Source organism: Marinobacter sp. (assembly GCF_041690615.1).
In the GTDB taxonomy this organism is placed as follows: Bacteria; Pseudomonadota; Gammaproteobacteria; order Pseudomonadales; family Oleiphilaceae; genus Marinobacter.
This window is the reverse complement of the sequence record NZ_JAWLGY010000033.1, coordinates 1-18,068: the sequence shown is the minus strand read 5'-3', so window position 1 is coordinate 18,068 and position 18,068 is coordinate 1. Positions and strand designations below refer to the sequence as shown.

The 18,068-nt window shown below is 60.9% G+C and carries 15 protein-coding genes; 6 read left to right on the top strand and 9 right to left on the bottom strand.

Annotation, left to right across the window (positions count from 1 at the left end; genetic code table 11):
• Positions 1 to 13: 13 nt before the first annotated feature.
• From bamA to rpsB, 9 genes are all read right to left on the bottom strand, one after another.
• The gene (gene bamA, locus ACESMZ_RS16435) at positions 14 to 2,332 is read right to left on the bottom strand and encodes an outer membrane protein assembly factor BamA (RefSeq protein WP_372973003.1); all 2,319 of its coding nucleotides are present in this window, start codon (positions 2,330 to 2,332) and stop codon (positions 14 to 16) included.
• 43 nt (positions 2,333 to 2,375) lie between these two features.
• A complete protein-coding gene (gene rseP / locus ACESMZ_RS16430) occupies positions 2,376 to 3,722 on the bottom strand; it encodes an RIP metalloprotease RseP (RefSeq protein ID WP_372958696.1) in 1,347 nt (448 codons plus the stop codon).
• 33 nt (positions 3,723 to 3,755) lie between these two features.
• Positions 3,756 to 4,949, bottom strand: a complete 1,194-nt coding sequence (gene ispC / locus ACESMZ_RS16425) for a 1-deoxy-D-xylulose-5-phosphate reductoisomerase (RefSeq protein WP_372958697.1) — start codon at positions 4,947 to 4,949, stop codon at positions 3,756 to 3,758.
• Positions 4,950 to 4,963: 14 nt separating this feature from the next.
• Positions 4,964 to 5,806 carry a phosphatidate cytidylyltransferase gene (locus ACESMZ_RS16420; protein WP_372958688.1) on the bottom strand — a complete coding sequence of 281 codons (843 nt, stop codon included), beginning with the start codon at positions 5,804 to 5,806 and terminating at the stop codon, positions 4,964 to 4,966.
• A 124-nt stretch (positions 5,807 to 5,930) separates the two neighbouring features.
• Positions 5,931 to 6,704: a polyprenyl diphosphate synthase gene (gene uppS, locus ACESMZ_RS16415; protein ID WP_372973002.1), complete on the bottom strand. Its 774-nt coding sequence runs from the start codon at positions 6,702 to 6,704 to the stop codon at positions 5,931 to 5,933.
• 38 nt (positions 6,705 to 6,742) lie between these two features.
• Positions 6,743 to 7,300 (bottom strand): ribosome recycling factor, encoded by a 558-nt coding sequence (frr, locus tag ACESMZ_RS16410; RefSeq protein WP_372958690.1) that lies wholly within the window; start codon positions 7,298 to 7,300, stop codon positions 6,743 to 6,745.
• Positions 7,301 to 7,412: 112 nt separating this feature from the next.
• On the bottom strand, positions 7,413 to 8,141 hold the full coding sequence (gene pyrH / locus ACESMZ_RS16405) for a UMP kinase (protein ID WP_372973001.1): 729 nt from the start codon (positions 8,139 to 8,141) through the stop codon (positions 7,413 to 7,415).
• A 204-nt stretch (positions 8,142 to 8,345) separates the two neighbouring features.
• Entirely contained in the window at positions 8,346 to 9,215 is an 870-nt protein-coding gene (gene tsf / locus ACESMZ_RS16400; protein WP_372973000.1) for a translation elongation factor Ts, read from the bottom strand.
• A gap of 131 nt (positions 9,216 to 9,346) precedes the next feature.
• Positions 9,347 to 10,099, bottom strand: a complete 753-nt coding sequence (gene rpsB, locus ACESMZ_RS16395; protein ID WP_372958693.1) for a 30S ribosomal protein S2 — start codon at positions 10,097 to 10,099, stop codon at positions 9,347 to 9,349.
• Between the two features lie 350 nt (positions 10,100 to 10,449).
• Between rpsB and map the strand changes: the two genes are divergently transcribed.
• From map to dapE, 6 genes are all read left to right on the top strand, one after another.
• Complete coding sequence (map, locus tag ACESMZ_RS16390) at positions 10,450 to 11,220, top strand: type I methionyl aminopeptidase (protein ID WP_372958694.1); 771 nt, start codon at positions 10,450 to 10,452, stop codon at positions 11,218 to 11,220.
• The gene (locus ACESMZ_RS16385; RefSeq protein WP_372972999.1) at positions 11,221 to 13,869 is read left to right on the top strand and encodes a [protein-PII] uridylyltransferase; all 2,649 of its coding nucleotides are present in this window, start codon (positions 11,221 to 11,223) and stop codon (positions 13,867 to 13,869) included.
• Positions 13,866 to 15,068, top strand: coding sequence for a succinyldiaminopimelate transaminase (gene dapC, locus ACESMZ_RS16380; protein ID WP_372972998.1), 1,203 nt, complete (start codon positions 13,866 to 13,868; stop codon positions 15,066 to 15,068). Before ACESMZ_RS16385 ends, dapC begins: the two co-directional genes overlap by 4 nt.
• Positions 15,069 to 15,084: 16 nt before the next feature.
• Positions 15,085 to 15,429 carry an ArsC family reductase gene (locus ACESMZ_RS16375; protein ID WP_372972997.1) on the top strand — a complete coding sequence of 115 codons (345 nt, stop codon included), beginning with the start codon at positions 15,085 to 15,087 and terminating at the stop codon, positions 15,427 to 15,429.
• A gap of 232 nt (positions 15,430 to 15,661) precedes the next feature.
• Positions 15,662 to 16,690, top strand: a complete 1,029-nt coding sequence (gene dapD, locus ACESMZ_RS16370; protein WP_372972996.1) for a 2,3,4,5-tetrahydropyridine-2,6-dicarboxylate N-succinyltransferase — start codon at positions 15,662 to 15,664, stop codon at positions 16,688 to 16,690.
• Between the two features lie 252 nt (positions 16,691 to 16,942).
• The coding region (gene dapE, locus ACESMZ_RS16365) for a succinyl-diaminopimelate desuccinylase (RefSeq protein ID WP_372972995.1) at positions 16,943 to 18,068 on the top strand (1,126 nt) is incomplete at its 3' end.

The window sequence follows — 18,068 nt, the reverse complement described above, 5'->3', positions numbered from 1 at the left end:
TGAGATGCGGCCGTCAGAAACTCTGCCCCAGGGAGAACTGGAACACCTGGGTTTCATCGCCACTCTTGTCGGTAATTGGCTGCGCCAGGCTGAACGCCAGTGGGCCCACCACCGTAATCCACTGGAAGCCAATACCCACGGATGCCCGGATTTCATTCACTTCCGGGTCAAAGCCCCGGGCGGTATCAAATACCTGGCCGGCATCCAGGAAAAGCGCCGTGCGCATACTGCGGGTGTCGCCGGCAAACGGCGTCGGCACGATCAGTTCCAGGCTGCCTTCAGTAAGTACGTTACCGCCGAAAGGATCGTCATCGTCGGTCCAGGTCTTGTTGGTTTCAACGCGGTTACCCAGGGAATTAGCCTCGAAGCCCCGCACCGAGCCATAGCCACCGGCGTAGAAGTGCTCATAGAACGGCATCTGGGAACGGTCACCATAGCCATCGCCATAGCCCAGTTCGCCCCGGGCCCGGATGGCCCAGGTTTCCTGCTCATTGAGCGGCCAGAAGCTGTCGCCCTTGTAGCGCAGCTTGTAGAAGGTCAGGTCGCTGCCGGGCACCGCCACATCGGCAGACAGCGTGTGGCTGTAGCCATCGGTGGGCAACATGCCCCGGTTAAGGGTGCTCCGGCGCCAGGAACCGGTAAGGAAGTAGTTGTTGAAGTCGTTGCCTTCCTCGTCAATGAAGCGCAACACTTCGTTCGCCGTGTAATCACCGGCCCTGATCTTGGACAGGGTATAACCCAGGCCGAAGTTCAGGCGGGTGTACTGATCAATGGGATAGCCAAAGGTTACGCGACCGCCGTACTCGTCCAGCAGGTAGGAGGAAATGTCCTGTTCCTCGAAGTCCGTCTCCCGGGCGAACAGGCTGAACCCACGGCTGACACCGTCCACGGTGTAGTAGGGATCTTCGTAGGAGAAGTTGGCGCTCTTGATGGAGTCGCTCACGTTAGCGCCGATGGACACCCGCTTGCCGGTGCCGAAGAAGTTGTTCTCGGATATATTCGCCCCAAGGATGACCCCGGAAACCTGGGAGAAACCAATAGAGGCGGACAGGCTGCCTGTGGGCTGCTCTTCTACGCTGTAATTAACATCCACCAGGTCGTCCGAGCCGGGCACCGGTGTGGTGTCTACTGAAACGGAACGGAAATACCCGAGGCGCTCCAGCTGGTCCTTGGAGAACTCGATGCGGTCGGTGGAGGCCACCCCGCCCTCCATCTGGGTCATTTCCTGGCGCAGGACCTCGTCCTTGGTGGTTACGTTGCCGGAGAAGTTGATACGACGCACATAGGTACGCTTGCCCGGCTCCACATAAAAGGTCACGGCTGCGGTGTCTTCCGAGTCTGACTCGGGAATGGCATTGACATTGGCGAAGGTGTAGCCCTCACGGCCAAGCCGGCGGGACAGGCGCTCGGAAGTGGCGGTCAGCTCTGACCGGGACAGCACATCCCCCGGCTCCAGCTCAATCAACTCGCTCAATTCCTCCTCAGCGACAATCAGATCACCACGCAACTGAATATCGGAGATCGTATACTGACGGCCTTCGTTCACGGAGACCGCCACAAAGACATCCTGCTTGTCCGGCGAAATGGACACCTGGCTGGACTCGATGTTGAAGTCCAGGTAGCCCTGGTCGAGGTAATGGGAGCGCAGGGATTCCAGGTCACCGCTCAGGCGTTCGCGGGCATACTTGTCCTTGCTGGTGAGGGAGTTCCACCAGCTGCTGGTGCGCAATTCGAACAGGTCCAGCAATTCCTCATCGGAAAAGGCTTCATTCCCCACGATGTTGATGTGCCGGATGGCAGCGACGTCGCCCTCGTTGATGTCCAGGCGGATAGCCACCCGGTTGCGGGGCAGCTCTTCCGCGTTCGCCTTCACCCGGGCGTTGTAGCGCCCCTGGCCCACGTAGGAGCGCAGGATTTCCAGTTCGAGGCGTTCCAGGGTGGCCCGGCGGAACACCTGCCCTTCCTGCATGCCGGCACCGGACAGGGCATCCATGAGAACATCCGTTTCGATGTTCTTGTTGCCCTCAATCTCGATGGAAGCGATAGCCGGACGCTCCCGGACCTCCAGTATCAGGGTGCCGTTGTCACGGTAGGCCTCGATGTCCGTGAACAGCCCCGTCTTGAACAGGGTCCGGATGGCCTCGGCCAGCTCCTGCTCGCCAAGGGACTCGCCGATGTCCACAGGAAAGGCCGAAAATACGTTACCGGCCGAAACCCTCTGCAGGCCTTCGACTTCGATATCCGCCACCGTAAACTCTTGTGCCGTAACCGGCTGACTGGCCATGCCTGCCAGGGCCAAACCAATCGCTGCACCCAGTAAAGAACGTCTCATTCAGTCAGATCGCCTGTTTATGCGCGTAAGGAGCTCGCAATTCTCACAACCGCATCAGGTCGTTGTAAAGAGCAAACACCATTAAAGTCAGAATCATGGCCATACCGATCCTCAGTCCCAGCGCCTGTACCTGCTCTGAGAGCGGGCGCCGGCGGATGGCCTCGATGGTGTAATAAACAATATGCCCGCCGTCCAGCACCGGTATGGGCAGCAGGTTGAGAATGCCCAGACTGACACTCAGGTAAGCCAGGAAACGAACAAAGTCTTCGAATCCCGAGCTGACGCTGGCTTCGGCAACCCGGGCGATAGTGATCGGCCCACTCAGGTTGGTGGGCGACAGCAGGCCGGTAATCATCTTTTGTATTGCGACCAGGGTCAACCGGGTATCAGACCAGGTTTCCGAAAATGCGTTGGGAATCGCAGCCAGTGGCCCGTAACGAACCTCCCGGAGCATGTCATCCGGCCAGCTGACTTCCGCAACACCTGCGCCGACATATCCCTGTTCAACACCCTCTACCTCACGGGAGGCGGGGGTCACCTGCAGGGTTACCGTACTGCCATCCCGCTCCACCCGCAGCTCGAGTGACTGTTCCGGTGACTGCTGAATTCTCTCCACCAGGGCAAACCAGTCGGCTACCGGCTCGCTATCGACGGCAACGACACGGTCGCCTTCCTGCAGCCCGGCAGCCTCGGCACGGCCGCCACTAACCACCTGTCCGATCTGCGCGGGGACATCCGGACGCAGCGGACTCAGACCGAACTGGCCGAGCGGGTCGGGGTTGTCGTCCGGCAGCTGCCAGCCGTCCAGGGTTGCGGTCAGTGTACGCTCGCCCTGACCGTCGCTGATGGTGAAGCTGACCTCATCCTGTTCACCGGCCCGCTCCAACAGGCGCATGTTGATGTCCCGCCAGGAGGTGACGTTGCGGCCGTCCACCTGGTGAACCTCCATGCCCGACTGCAGGCCCATGCGGTTGGCAATGGAACCCTCGGCAATATCGCCGGTCACCGGCGCCACCGTGGTGAAACCCACCACGCTCAGCAGCCAGTAGGCGGCAATGGCAAAGATAAAGTTGGCAGCCGGGCCGGCGGCCGCGATGGCGATGCGTTGCCCCGGGGGCTTCGATGTAAAGGCTTCGTGGCGCTGATCTTCTGGCACCGGGGCTTCCCGCTCGTCCAGCATCTTGACGTAACCACCCAGGGGAATCGCCGCCACCGCGAACTCGGTACCGTGACGGTCATAGCGGGACCAGATGGGGTTGCCAAAGCCTACCGAGAACCGCAACACCCGCACGCCACACTTGCGGGCCACCCAGAAGTGACCAAACTCGTGAATGGTCACCAGGATGCCAAGGGTGACAATCAGCGCCAGAACTGTCTGCAGAATGTCCAACATGCTATCGCGTGGCCTCCGGCCGTTACAGCGTCAGGGTGCCAGGGTACGCCGGGCCAGACGTTCAATTTCGGCCAGGGCCTCGGCCCGACCGGCCTGGTCCGCTGCCATGATGGCGGCAAAATCATCCGCCGCCTTTGACGTCACCCTGGCAAGGGTATGCTCTATGATAACCGGGATATCGGCAAAACAAAGCTTCCCGGCCAGGAAGGCGGCAACCGCCTGCTCATTGGCGGCATTGAGTACGGCCGGAGTCGTTCCTCCCACCTCAAAGGCCTCGGCCGCCAGCCTCAGGCAGGGGAAGCGGGCGGTATCCGGCCGTTCGAAGTGAAAACGCCCCAGGGCAAACAGATCCAGCGGTGCCACACCGGCGTCCACCCGCTCCGGCCAGGCCAGGCCGTTGGCGATGGGGGTGCGCATATCCGGGCTGCCCAACTGCGCCAGAACCGAGCCATCCACATACTCCACCATGGAGTGAATAATGCTCTCCGGGTGCACATGAACCTCGATCTGATCCGGCCGGGTATTGAACAGCCAGCAGGCCTCGATCAGTTCCAGCCCCTTGTTCATCAGGGTGGCCGAATCCACCGAGATTTTCTGGCCCATGGACCAGTTGGGGTGCTTGCAGGCCTGGGCCGGGGTTACGTCGCGGAGCATGTCCGGAGTGTGATTACGGAATGGCCCGCCAGACGCCGTCAGCAGGATTCGACGCACCCCGGCCCCGGGCAGGTCCCGCACCCGTTCCGCTGGCAGGCACTGAAAGATCGCGTTGTGCTCGGAATCAATGGGCAACAGCAGGGCACCGGAATGGGCCACCGCGTCCATGAATAACTGCCCGGACATCACCAGCGCTTCCTTGTTCGCCAGCAGTACCCGCTTCCCGGCCTTGACCGCTGCCAGCGTGGGCGCCAGGCCCGCCGCACCGACAATGGCGGCCATGACCGTATCGGCTTCCGCTGACTCGGCGACCTCGATGAGCCCTGCTTCACCGGCCAGCACCCGGGTATCCGGCAAATCCGCCAGCGCCTGTGCCAGCTGCTCCGCCGCATCCGCATCCGCCATCACCGCTACCGCCGGACGGAACTCCCGGCAAAGGGCGACCATGTCGTTGACATTGGTGGACGCGGTGAGTGCGTGCACGGAGAACCGGTCCGGGTGGCGTCGCACCACATCCAGGGTACTCAGCCCGATGGACCCGGTGGCGCCCAGCAAGGTCAGGTGGCGCATGCCGGTCTCAAGGGTCACAGCGTCGCTCCCGAAGACAGCCAGCCAATCAGGGTAATGATGAGGGCAAAGAGAGGAATCGCCGCTGTCAGGCTGTCGATACGATCCATAATGCCACCATGCCCGGGCAGCAGCTGACTGCTGTCCTTGATGCCCCGGAAGCGCTTGAGCATGCTCTCCAGCAGGTCGCCCACGACAGAAACCGCCGCAACGACAACGCTGGCCACCAGCAGTAACAGGATATCGCCAGTCCCGGCGCGGGCAACAAGACCCGCCGCAACCGCCAGCAGCGAAACCGCCACCAGGCCACCCCAGACACCGGCCCAGGACTTGCCCGGGCTTACCCGGGGCGCCAGCTTGGCTTTGCCGAAGGCCTTGCCGGCAAAATAGGCACCAATGTCTGCCACCCAGACCACCAGGAAGACATAGAGAATCGCCAGCAGGCTGTTTTCCAGATCTCCGAACAACAGGGTACCGTTACGCAGGTGATTCAGGCCAACCCAGGCCGGTACCAGCACCAGAAGGCCCATCACGCCCCTGATAACCGGGTTGCTCCATAGCGAGCTCGCCTGCGGGTAAACACGCACCATCTGCAGTGCCACCAGCCACCAGACCAGGCCAAGCCACAGCAGAGGTAGCGTCGGCAGGTTATAGACGGCCACCAGGATAAGTGCCACCAGGGCACCGTAGCCCGCGCGGGCCGGGCCACTGGTGTAGCCAGCCATATTGGCCCACTCCCAGGCACCGAGGGTGATGGCCACTCCGGTAAAAACAGCAAAGCCCAGCGGCGGCAGGAAAAATATGCCGATGATGGCAATGGGCGCCAGGATCAGCGCCGTCAGGATTCGGGTTTTGAGCACGTCACTATTCGCTCTTGTCCTTGGCTCAGTCAGTTTCTTGTTGTGTCGGCAAGGAGGCCCTCGAGGTCATCGGTGTCTGCACCGAGAATCGCGAAGCCATCCGCACTGCCTTGTTACTGAGCATTCATTGCTGGGCAGCCAGACGCTGGTCCACCTGGTCGTCGGTCTGGCCAAACCGGCGCTTGCGCCGGGCGTAGGCCTGCAGGGCCTTGCGCATCTCCTCACTGCGGAAATCCGGCCAGAACACCTCCGAGAAATAGAACTCGGTGTAGGCCAGGTGCCATAGCAGGAAGTTGCTGATGCGCTGCTCCCCCGCCGTACGGATCATCAGGTCCGGCATCGGCAAATCGCCGATGGACAGGTACTGCTGAATAACGTCATCGGTAATATCCGATGGCGTCAGTTCGCCGGCCAGTACCCGTGCCGCCACTTGCCGGGTAGCCTGGGTAATATCCCAGTGGCCACCGTAATTGGCGGCAATCACCAGGGTCATCAGGGTGTTGTCCCGGGTCAGCTCTTCCGCCCGCGCCATGTGCTCCTGCAGTAACGGGCTGAAGGCACTGCGGTCTCCGATAATGCGCAGACGGATGTTGTTGCGGTGAAGCTTTTTCACTTCCCGCTCCAGGGCAAACAGGAACAGCCGCATCAATGCGGAGACTTCGTCCTCGGGCCGTCGCCAATTCTCGCTGGAGAAGGCGAACAGGGTCAGTACCTCGACTCCTTCCCGGGCGCAGGTCTCTACCACAGACCGCACCGAGTTGACGCCCGCCTTGTGGCCAGCTACTCCATTAAGCCGCCGGGCCCTGGCCCAACGGTTGTTGCCGTCCATGATTATGGCAACGTGGCGCGGAACCTTGCCGGCTTCCACCGGTATTCCCGCTGTTACTGAATCCGTCATGCAGACCCCTGATACTGATCGGGTGTTCCGTCCGGCGGTTAAACCGCCATCAGGTCATCTTCCTTGGACTTGAGCGCCTTGTCGACTTCGGCAATGTACTGGTCAGTCAGCTTCTGAATGGCCTCTTCACCGCGACGCTGGTCGTCCTCGGTGATTTCCTTTTCCTTTTCCAGTTCTTTCAGGTCGTTATTGGCATCACGACGGGCATTACGGATGCCCACCCGGGCGTTTTCGGCGTCGTGCTTGGCCTGCTTGACCATTTCCCGGCGGGTTTCTTCCGTCAGCATGGGCATGGGCACGCGGATGATGTCGCCACTGGTCGCAGGGTTCAGGCCCAGGTCCGAGGACATGATCGCCTTCTCAATGGTGGGGATCAGGTTCTTTTCCCAGGGCGATACGGTCAGGGTGCGGTTATCCTCGACGTTAACGCTGGCCACCTGCTTCAGCGGTGTCTCCTGGCCGTAATAGTTAACATGCACACTGTCCAGGATGGCCGGGTGGGCCCGGCCTGTGCGGATCTTGTTGAAGGCTGAAGACAGTGCCTCCAGGCTCTTCTTCATGCGCTTCTCGGCATCTTTCTTGATATCGTCAATCACTTTGCGCGTCCTCGCTTGTCTGTTTGTCTCTGCCCATGCCTGACCGGCATGGAGCATGAATTCGTTTCCGGGGCGGCCTGTTCGACAGCCCCCTGATAAGTGGGGGCAGCGCCTATTCGACGAGCGTCCCTTCCGGCTCACCGGTCACAATCCGGGTCAGCACACCCGGCGCGGTCATATTGAACACCCGCAGTGGCATGCCGTGGTCCCGGGCCAGGCAGATGGCAGTAAGGTCCATCACACCCAGTTTCTTATCCAGAACCTCATCATAGGTCAGGCGGTCGTATTTCTCCGCTGAAGGATCTGTCATGGGATCAGCGGAGTAGACGCCATCCACCTTCGTGGCCTTGAGTACCGCGTCAGCCTCGATCTCGATCCCTCTCAGGCAGGCCGCAGAATCCGTGGTGAAGAACGGGTTACCGGTACCGGCACAGAAGATCACCACGTCGCCGTCCTTGAGGTCACGCACCGCCCGGCGACGGTCGTAATGCTCCACGATACCACTCATGGGGATCGCCGACATGACGCGGGTACGTATGTTCGAGCGCTCCAGGGCATCCCGCATGGCCAGGCCGTTCATGACCGTGGCCAGCATTCCCATGTGGTCGCCGGTGACACGGTCCATGCCTGCGGCATTCAGGGCCGCGCCCCGGAACAGGTTGCCACCACCAATCACCAGCCCCACCTGGACACCGATACCAATCACGGCACCGATTTCAAGCGCCATGCGGTCAAGAACCTTGGGATCAATGCCAAACTCGTGCTCGCCCATCAGGGCCTCGCCACTGAGCTTGAGCAGAACGCGCTTGTATCTGGGCTGGGTTTTGGATGATGCTGGCATGCTGTTCCCCTCGTCGCTGGAGTTTCTGGATACGTCGGACCTGTATCTGACATGCTCCTCATGCCCCGACAAAAGGGGCATCTCAGATACAAGCCCGCCACGGCAGCCCGGGCGAACCCGCACTGGCGTGGCAGACTGAGGGGGCTCCGGCAGGAACCGGAGACCCCGTCGGAGCGGTGAATACCACTCCGGGGGTCAGCAGACTCAGGCCTTGCCGGTACCGGCGGCGGCAGCCACCTCGGCGGCGAAGTCCACTTCTTCCTTTTCGATGCCCTCGCCCACTTCCAGGCGAACGAAGCCGACCAGCTCAGCGCCGTTGGCTTTAAGCAGCTCGCCAACGGTCTGGTCCGGGTTCTTCACGAAAGGCTGCTCCACAAGGCTGTTCTCCTTGAGGAACTTCTTGATGCGACCGCCCATCATCTTCTCGACGATTTCGGCAGGCTTGCCTTCCATATCCGGCTGGGCCTTGATGATGTCCTTCTCTTTCTCGACTTCCTCGGCGGGCATGTCTTCCGGCTTGCCTACGCGGGGGTTAACGGCAGCGGCGTGCATGGCGATGTCACGGGCCACTTCCGGATCACCAGCAGTCATTGCCACAACCGCGGCAATCTTGTTGGTGTTGTGCACGTAACCGCCCACTACCGGGCCTTCCACCTTCACGATGCGGCGAACGGTGATGTTCTCACCGATCTTCTGGACCAGCGCTTCACGCTTGGCTTCCAGGTCACCTTCCATCAGCTTGGCAACATCAGTTTCGCCACGCTCGAAAGCAACATCCAGCACATCGTTGGCGAAATTGACGAAGTTGTCGTCACGGGCCACGAAGTCAGTTTCGGAGTTCACTTCCAGGATGTAGGCCACGGTGTTGTCATCGGAGATTTTCACCAGAGACACGCCTTCAGCGGCGGTACGGCCGGCTTTCTTGGCGGCCTTCAGGCCGGACGACTTGCGCAGTTCTTCAATTGCAGCTTCAACACTGCCTTCAGCTTCCACCAGTGCCTTCTTGCATTCCATCATGCCAAGGCCGGTGCGCTCACGGAGCTCTTTGACCATTGCAGCGGTAATAGCAGCCATGTTCAATCCTCTTAACAGTTAGAACCGGCCGGGCCCGATCAGGGCCCGGCGGTTGAATCCAGCGAAAGGGAGGCGGTTACCCTCGCCCCCCATTCAATCGGGTCAACGTGATAGCCGTATGACCGGCAGCGTTACTCGGCTGCGGGGGCTTCGCCGGCTGCAGGCTCTTCGCTGACTTCAACAAACTCGTCAGCAGCGCCGCCAGCCTGGGAGGCTTCGATGCAGGTGTCGGCAACGGCCTTCACGTAGATCTGGATGGCGCGGATGGCGTCATCGTTGCCCGGAATCACATAGTCAACGCCGTCCGGATCACTGTTGGTGTCCACAACGCCGATAACGGGGATGCCCAGCTTGTTGGCTTCCTTGATGGCGATACGCTCGTGGTCCACGTCGATCACGAACATGGCGTCCGGCAGGCCACCCATATCCTTGATACCACCGATAGAACGCTCCAGGCGCTCCATCTCACGGGTGCGGTCCAGGGCTTCTTTCTTGGTCAGCTTGTCGAAGGTACCGTCCTGGCTCTGGGTTTCCAGGTCACGGTAGCGACGGATGGACTGACGGATGGTCTTGTAGTTGGTCAGCATGCCACCGAGCCAGCGGTGGTTAACAAACGGCTGACCGGAACGCTCGGCTTCTTCCTTGATGATCTTGGCGGCGGCGCGCTTGGTGCCGACGAACAGGATCTTGTTCTTGTTGCCTGCCAGCTGCTCGATGAACTGCAGCGCATCGTTCATGGCAGGAACAGTCTGTTCCAGGTTGATGATATGAATCTTGTTGCGGGCGCCGAAGATGAACTTCGACATTTTCGGGTTCCAGTAGCGAGTCTGGTGACCGAAGTGAGCACCTGCCTTGAGCAGGTCACGCATGTTTACCTGAGCCATGATAGTTACCTTGTAGCTTCGGGTTAGTCCTCCACACGTCCGATTGCTCCAACCTGAGCGGCCTCCCGGCCATAAAACAGGCACCCTGGAACAACGTGCTGACGCGTGTGTGATTTTGCCGGCGCCTCCGGGCCTGGCCCGGGTTCGCATTTCGGCGGCGCGTTTATACCATAAACCGGCCCATTGAGGCCAGTCTTTCGTGCTTCCTTGTACCTGTTGAGGCAGCCCCTTAAAATAGACACTTCGCCCCGCCTGCCCATAACGGCAGAGGCCGCTCGCAGTGCCATGCCGGCACACAACGAACCTGCGCGGCTCCACCAGGCGACGCCATTCATTTACCAGGAACTCCAATGACTGTATCCATCAAGACTCCGGAAGAAATCGAGAAGATGCGAGTGGCCGGTCGCCTGGCGGCCGAAGTGCTGGAGATGCTCGACGACCACGTCAGGCCCGGCGTCACCACTGAGGAGCTCGACCGCGTCGCCCACGACTACATTGTCAACGAGCAGCAGGCCATTCCGGCGCCCCTGAACTACAAGGGATTCCCCAAATCCATCTGCACCTCCGTCAACCATGTGGTCTGCCACGGCATTCCCACGGAGAAGAAAGTGCTCAAGGACGGCGACATCATCAATATCGATGTCACCGTTATCAAAGAGGGTTACCACGGCGACACCAGCAAGATGTGGGTCGTCGGCAACCCCAAGCCAGGCACCGAGCGACTGATCCGGATTACCCAGGAATGCCTATATAAAGGCATCGAGCTGGTCAAACCCGGCACCCGGCTTGGCGACATCGGCCACGTCATCCAGGAACACGCCGAGAAGCATCGCTACTCCGTGGTGAGGGATTTCTGCGGCCACGGCATCGGCAAGGTCTTCCACGAAGAACCCCAGGTGATGCACTACGGCAAGCCCGGCACCGGCATGGAGCTCAAGGAAGGCATGACCTTCACCATCGAACCCATGATCAACCAGGGCAAGTACCACACCAAGGTGCTGGGGGATGGCTGGACTGCCGTCACCAAGGACCACAAACTCTCCGCCCAGTGGGAGCACACCATCCTGGTCACCGCCGACGGCCACGAGGTACTCACCAGGCGCAAGGAAGAGTCTATCTGAGTGGACAACACGGTTCTCACCTACCAGATCGCCAACGACCCCTCTCCGGTACGGCCGGCCCGGGAGCTGTTGCGGGATGCCTATGAAGCGGACGCCGAGGCCTTCCGTAACGGTGCCGATGTTCGCGACCTGGTGAAGTCCCGGGCCGATACCATCGACCATGTTCTGAGAACCATCTGGAACCGCTACGACTTTGCCCGCTCCCCGGACATTGCCCTGCTGGCCGTGGGTGGCTACGGCCGCGGGGAACTGCACCCCCACTCCGATATCGACCTGCTGATCCTCACCCGGGATGGGATTGCGGACAGCTGGCACGATGACCTGGGTGCCTTCGTGACCCTGCTGTGGGACCTGAAGCTGGACATCGGCCACAGCGTGCGTAGCCTGGACGAGTCCCGCCAGGCAGCCCGCGACGACGTTACGGTGCTCACCAACCTGCTGGAAACCCGCATGATCGCGGGCCCGGAAGAGCTTCGCACGGAGCTCACCCGCGCCGTTTACTCCGATGAAGTCTGCAGCGACCGCAACTACTTTATTGCCAAGCGGGAAGAGCAACTGGCCCGTCACCGCAAGTACAGCAACACCGACTACAACCTGGAGCCGAACCTCAAGGGCGCCCCCGGTGGCCTGCGGGACATCCAGAACATCGGCTGGATCACCAAGCGCCATTTCGGCCTGGACAGCATCGCTGACCTGACCCGGTTCAGCATTCTCACCCAGGAAGAGCACGACATCCTGCTCAAGGGCGAGACCTTTCTCTGGCGCCTGCGCTACGGCCTGCAACTGATTGCCGACCGCAACGAGAACCGGCTGCTGTTCGATCACCAGCGGGCCCTGGCGGATATGCTGGGTTACCGGGACAAGGGCCGCAGGCTCGGCGTCGAGCAGATGATGCAGGTGTATTACCGCACCGTGCTGGCCCTCTCCGAGCTCACCGACGTGATCCTGCAGTACTACGACGAGGCCATCCTGCAGCGGGACCAGGAAGCGAAGATCCAGCCCCTGAACCGCCGCTTCCGCATCCGCGACCAGTACATCGAGGCCATCAACACCCAGGTGTTCGCCTACGCCCCCTACGCCATCATGGAAATCTTCCTGCTGATGGCCCAGCACCCGTCCATCAAGGGCATCCGGGCGTCCACCATCCGTGCCTTGCGGGCCCACCGGCACCTGATTGATGACCAGTTCCGTAACGACCTGGCGGTGACGTCCCTGTTCATGGAACTGGTCAAAACGCCCCATGCCCTGGACGAAACCCTGGCCCACATGAAGAAGTACAATGTGCTGGGGCGCTACCTGCCGGAGTTTGGCCAGATCATCGGGCAGATGCAGTACGACCTGTTCCATATCTACACAGTGGACACCCACACCCTGCGGGTGATCCGCAACATGGTGCGCATGAACCACCCGGAGAGCCGCACCGAATTTCCCCTGGCCTCGCGACTGGTGCATCAGCTGCCAAAACCGGAACTGCTCTACCTGGCCGGCCTGTACCACGATGTGGCAAAAGGCCGTGGTGGCGATCATTCCGAGCTGGGCGCGGAGGACGCGGAAGCCTTCTGCCAGCGCCACCATCTGAGCGAGCGGGACACCCAGCTGATTGCCTGGCTGGTGGAAAACCACCTGCTGATGTCCATGACCGCCCAGCGCAAGGACATCTCTGACCCGGACATCATCAACGAGTTTGCCCGGGCCGTGCCCAGCCAGGTCCACCTGGACTATCTGTATGTGCTGACGGTTTGCGATATCAGCGCCACGAATCCCAAGCTGTGGAACACCTGGCGGGCATCCCTGCTGCGCCAGCTGTACGTGGAAACCAAGCGGGCCCTGCGCCGGGGTACCGAGACGCCCTTCAACCGGGAAGAGTGGGTGCGCGCCACCCAGGCGGAGGCCCGTGGCATCCTCAATGCCCAGGGGGTGACCGACGAGCAGATTGACCGCATCTGGGACACCCTGGACGAGGAATACTTCCTGCAGGACTCCACGGTGGATATCGCCTGGCAGACGGCCGCCATAATCCGGCACGGTGACGATCCCAAGCCGCTGGTGCTGATCCGTGACACACGGGGCGGGCCGACCGACGGTTATTCCCACATCGTCATCTACGTGAAAGACCGGGTAGCCCTGTTCGCGGCAACCACCGCCATCCTGGAGCAGCTCAACCTCAACATCGTGGACGCCCGCATCAGCGTGGCCAACAAGGGGCCCTGGTCCATCAGCTCCTACGTGGTTTTGGATGACCAGGGCCAGCCCCTGGGCAAGGACCCGGCCCGCAAGGAGCGCGTCCGCAAACGACTCGAGGACGAACTGGCCGATCCGGATGATTACCCGGAAATCATCCAGCGGCGCACGCCCCGGCAGCTCAAACACTTTTCCTTTCCCACGGAGATTACCCTCTCCAACGACACCTACAACCAGCGCACGGTTATTGAGGTGATCACCCCCGACCGCCCGGGCCTGCTGGCACGGGTCGGACAGGTCCTGCTGGGCCACCGGGTACGGCTGACCAACGCCAAGATCGCCACCCTGGGCGAGCGGGTGGAAGACGCCTTCTTTGTCACCGACGAGCACGGCTGGCCAATCCGCGACCCGGACGTCTGCCAGGCCCTGCAGGAAGACCTGCGCACCATGCTGGATAACATGCAATGAATCCCAACCTGTCCCGACTACACCCCTACCCGTTCGAGAAACTGGCCAGGCTGAAGGCCGATGTGGTGCCACCGGCTGACATCCCTCCGATTTCCCTGGGCATTGGCGAGCCCAAGCACCCCTCGCCGGAATTCGTGAGACGGGTCATCGCCGACAACCTGGACCGGCTGGCCAATTACCCCACCACGGGGGGCATGCCGGAGCTGCGCCAGGCCATTGCGGATTGGGCGACCCGGCGATTTGACCTGAACCCGGGCACGCTGACGGCCGAGGGCAATGTGGTACCGGTTAATGGCACACGGGAAGGCATTTTCTCGCTTGTGCAGGCCGCCATCGACGCCAGCCGCCCCGCCACGGTGGTCAGCCCGAATCCCTTCTACCAGGTCTACGAGGGCGCCGCCCTGCTGGCCGGTGCGACGCCCGTGTACCTGGCCTGTGATGGCAACAACGGCTTTATCCCGGATTTTGATGCCGTACCGGAGAGTGTGTGGAAAGACTGCCAGATCCTGTTCCTGTGCTCGCCGGGCAACCCCAGCGGTACCGTTATCCCTCGGGAAACCCTGGTGCGGGTCATCGAACTGGCCGACCAGCACGACTTCATCATCGCTTCCGATGAGTGCTATTCCGAGCTCTATCCGGACGAATCCAACCCGCCGGAAGGCCTGTTGCAGACCTGCGCCGCCATCGGCCGGGACGACTATGCCCGCTGCGTGGTGTTCCACAGCCTGTCCAAGCGCAGCAACCTGCCCGGCCTGCGCTCCGGCTTCGTGGCCGGCGATGCCAGCATCCTGAAAGAATACCTGCGTTATCGCACCTACCACGGCTGCGCCATGCCCATCCACAACCAGCTGGCCAGCATCGCCGCCTGGCAGGACGAGGACCACGTAAAGGAAAACCGCGCCGCCTACCGGGCCAAGTTTGAGGCGGTGGTGCCGATCCTGCAGCAGGTCATGAAGGTGGATTTCCCGGACGCTGGCTTCTATCTGTGGCCGGAAACACCCATGAGCGACGAGACCTTCGCCCGTGATCTTTCCGCCGAACAGAACGTGCATGTGCTGCCGGGTCGTTACCTGTCCCGCACCGTGGACGGTTACAACCCCGGCGAAAACCGCGTGCGCATGGCGCTGGTGGCGCCGCTGGAGGAGTGTGTGGAGGCGGCTGAGCGGATTGTGCGGTTTCTGAAGAACAGAGAAGCTTAAAAACCAGGACCAACCCATGAAACTCTACGGCATAAAAAACTGCGATACCGTCAAGAAGGCCCGCAAATGGCTGGACGACAACGGCATCGCCTACGACTTCCACGATTTCAAGAAAGACGGCCTGGATGAAACCCTGCTGTCCCGCTGGGAACAGGCCATTGGCTGGGAAGCCTTGATCAATAAACGGGGCACCACCTGGCGAAAGCTGCCGGAGGAGCTTCGTGATACCATTGGCGCCCAGACCGCCCACGAGATCATGCTCGACAATCCGTCGATTATTAAACGGCCGGTGGTGGAGAGCGGTGACCAGGTGAGCGTTGGTTTCAACGCCGAAGAGTGGGCTTCCAAGTTTACTGTATAAGCTTTTTTGCCACGGAACCCACGGAAGGACACGGAAAAAGCAAAGAGAAAAATACGGTTTCGCCACGAAACCCACGAAAGAACACGAAAGAAAAAACAGGAAAGCCGTTAAAGGCCGTTCATTTTTTCGTGGATTTCGTGGATTTCGTGGCTAAAAAATCAGTTCATCTTTTCTTTTTCCGTGTTCTTCAGTGGATTCCGTGGCCCAAAATTTTTTAACAGAGGAGCACAAGATGAGTTTTGCATTCGGAATTGGCATCGGCAGCCAGAACCAGAAAAGTGAATGGCTGGAAGTTTTCTATCAGCAGCCGGTGCTGATGCCGGACAGCGACCTGATGGAAATTGCCGGCAACACCCTGGGCTACCAGGGCGGCAACCAGGCCATTGAAGCCACCGCCGAGCAGCTCAAGGCCTTCGCCGATGCACTGGGTTCCACTGCCCACACTGCCCAGGCGGAACTGGCGCTGAAAGCGGCCGAAAGCAACAGGCCGGTGGCCGTGACTATCCTGGAAACCGACGACACCGCCAGCAGCACCCCGGAGGTGTACCTCAAGCTTCACCTGCTCTCCCACCGCCTGGTGAAGCCCCATGGCGTAAAGCTGGACGGTATCTTCGGCCTGCTGCCCAACCTCGCCTGGACCAATGAGGGCGCCATTGACCTGGATGAGCTGCCCGAACGCCAGCTGCAGGCGCGCCTGCAGGGCCGCATCCTGGAAGTGAAATCCGTGGACAAGTTCCCGCAGATGACCGACTACGTGGTCCCCCGTGGCGTGCGCATCGCCGACACCGCCCGGGTCCGCCTGGGTGCCTATGTGGGTGAAGGCACCACCGTAATGCACGAGGGCTTCATTAACTTCAACGCCGGTACCGAAGGCACCAGCATGATCGAGGGTCGCGTCTCCGCCGGCGTCATGATCGGCAAGGGCTCTGACCTGGGCGGTAGCTGCTCCACCATGGGTACCCTCTCCGGCGGTGGCAACATCATCATCGCCGTGGGCGAAAACTGCCTGCTGGGCGCCAACGCGGGTATTGGCATCCCCCTGGGCGACCGCTGCACCGTGGAAGCCGGCCTGTACATCACCGCCGGCACCAAGGTGGCCCTGCTGGATGACCAGAACAACCTGGTGGAAGTCATCAAGGCCCGCGACCTGGCCGGCAAGCCGGACCTGCTGTTCCGCCGCAATAGCCAGACTGGTGCGGTGGAGTGCAAGACCAACAAGACCGCCATCGAACTGAACGAGCAGTTGCACGCGAACAATTAAAAGACTGATTGGCCACGGAATCCACGGAAGAACACGGAAAAAAGCAAAGATGAACTGATTTTCTGGCCACGAAACCCACGAAATCACACGAAAAAATGAACTGCCTGTAATGGTTCTCCTGTTTTTTACTTTCGTGTTCTTTCGTGGGTTTAGTGGCAAACAAGCTTTGTCTTTATCTTTTTTCCGTGTTCTTCCGTGGATTCCGTGGCCAAATCTTCTTTGTCTCTTCCCTCAGCTCAAAAAGAGGCCTACATGACCCTGTCCCCCACCCTCGAACTCGCCATGGAGCTAATCAGCCGCCAGTCCGTCACACCGGACGACGCAGGCTGTCAGGAGCTGATGATGTCCCGCCTGGCCCCGCTGGGGTTTGCGGGTGAGAACCTGCGCTTTGGCGAAACCGACAACCTCTGGGCCCGCAAGGGCTCCGAGGGACCGGTGCTGGCCTTTGCCGGCCATACCGATGTGGTACCGACCGGCCCCGAGAAGAACTGGGCCCATGCGCCGTTTGATCCGGTGATCCGCGATGGCTACCTGTATGGCCGTGGTGCCGCCGATATGAAAGGCAGCCTGGCGGCCTTCGTGACCGCCTGCGAACGCTTCGTGGCGAACAACCCGGACCACCGTGGCTCCATCGCCCTGCTGATCACCAGCGACGAGGAAGGCCCCGCCCAGGACGGCACGGTGAAGGTAGTGGATACCCTGGAGAAGCGAAACGAGAAGATCGACTGGTGCCTGATCGGCGAGCCGTCCAGCACCCATCAGGTGGGGGACATCATCAAGAATGGTCGTCGTGGCTCGCTACACGGCTACCTGACCGTCCACGGCGTGCAGGGCCACGTGGCCTACCCGCACCTGGCGGAAAACCCCGTCCACCTGGCCGCCCCGGCGCTGGATGCCCTGGCCAATGAGTTCTGGGACAACGGCAATGACTTCTTCCCGCCCACCACCTTCCAGATTACAAAGATCGAGGCGGGTACGGGCAGCAACGTGATCCCCGGTGAGTTACTGGTCCACTTCAATTTCCGCTACTGCACGGAGAACACGGCGGAGAGCCTGGAAGAGCGAGTGGTCGCGATACTGGACCGGCACAAGCTGAAGTACGACCTGCAATGGCACCTGAGCGGCCGCCCCTTCCTCACCGATCGGGGCGCCCTGGTGACAGCCACACAGAACGCCATCCGTCGGGTGACCGGCCGGGAGACAGAACTGTCAACCTCCGGCGGCACCTCCGACGGGCGATTCATTGCCCCAACGGGCGCACAGGTGGTTGAGCTGGGGCCGCTGAATGCGACCATCCACAAGGTGGATGAGTGCGTGAAAGCAGAGGACCTGGACACACTGTCCGAGATTTACGAACAGGTGTTGGTGGAGTTGCTGG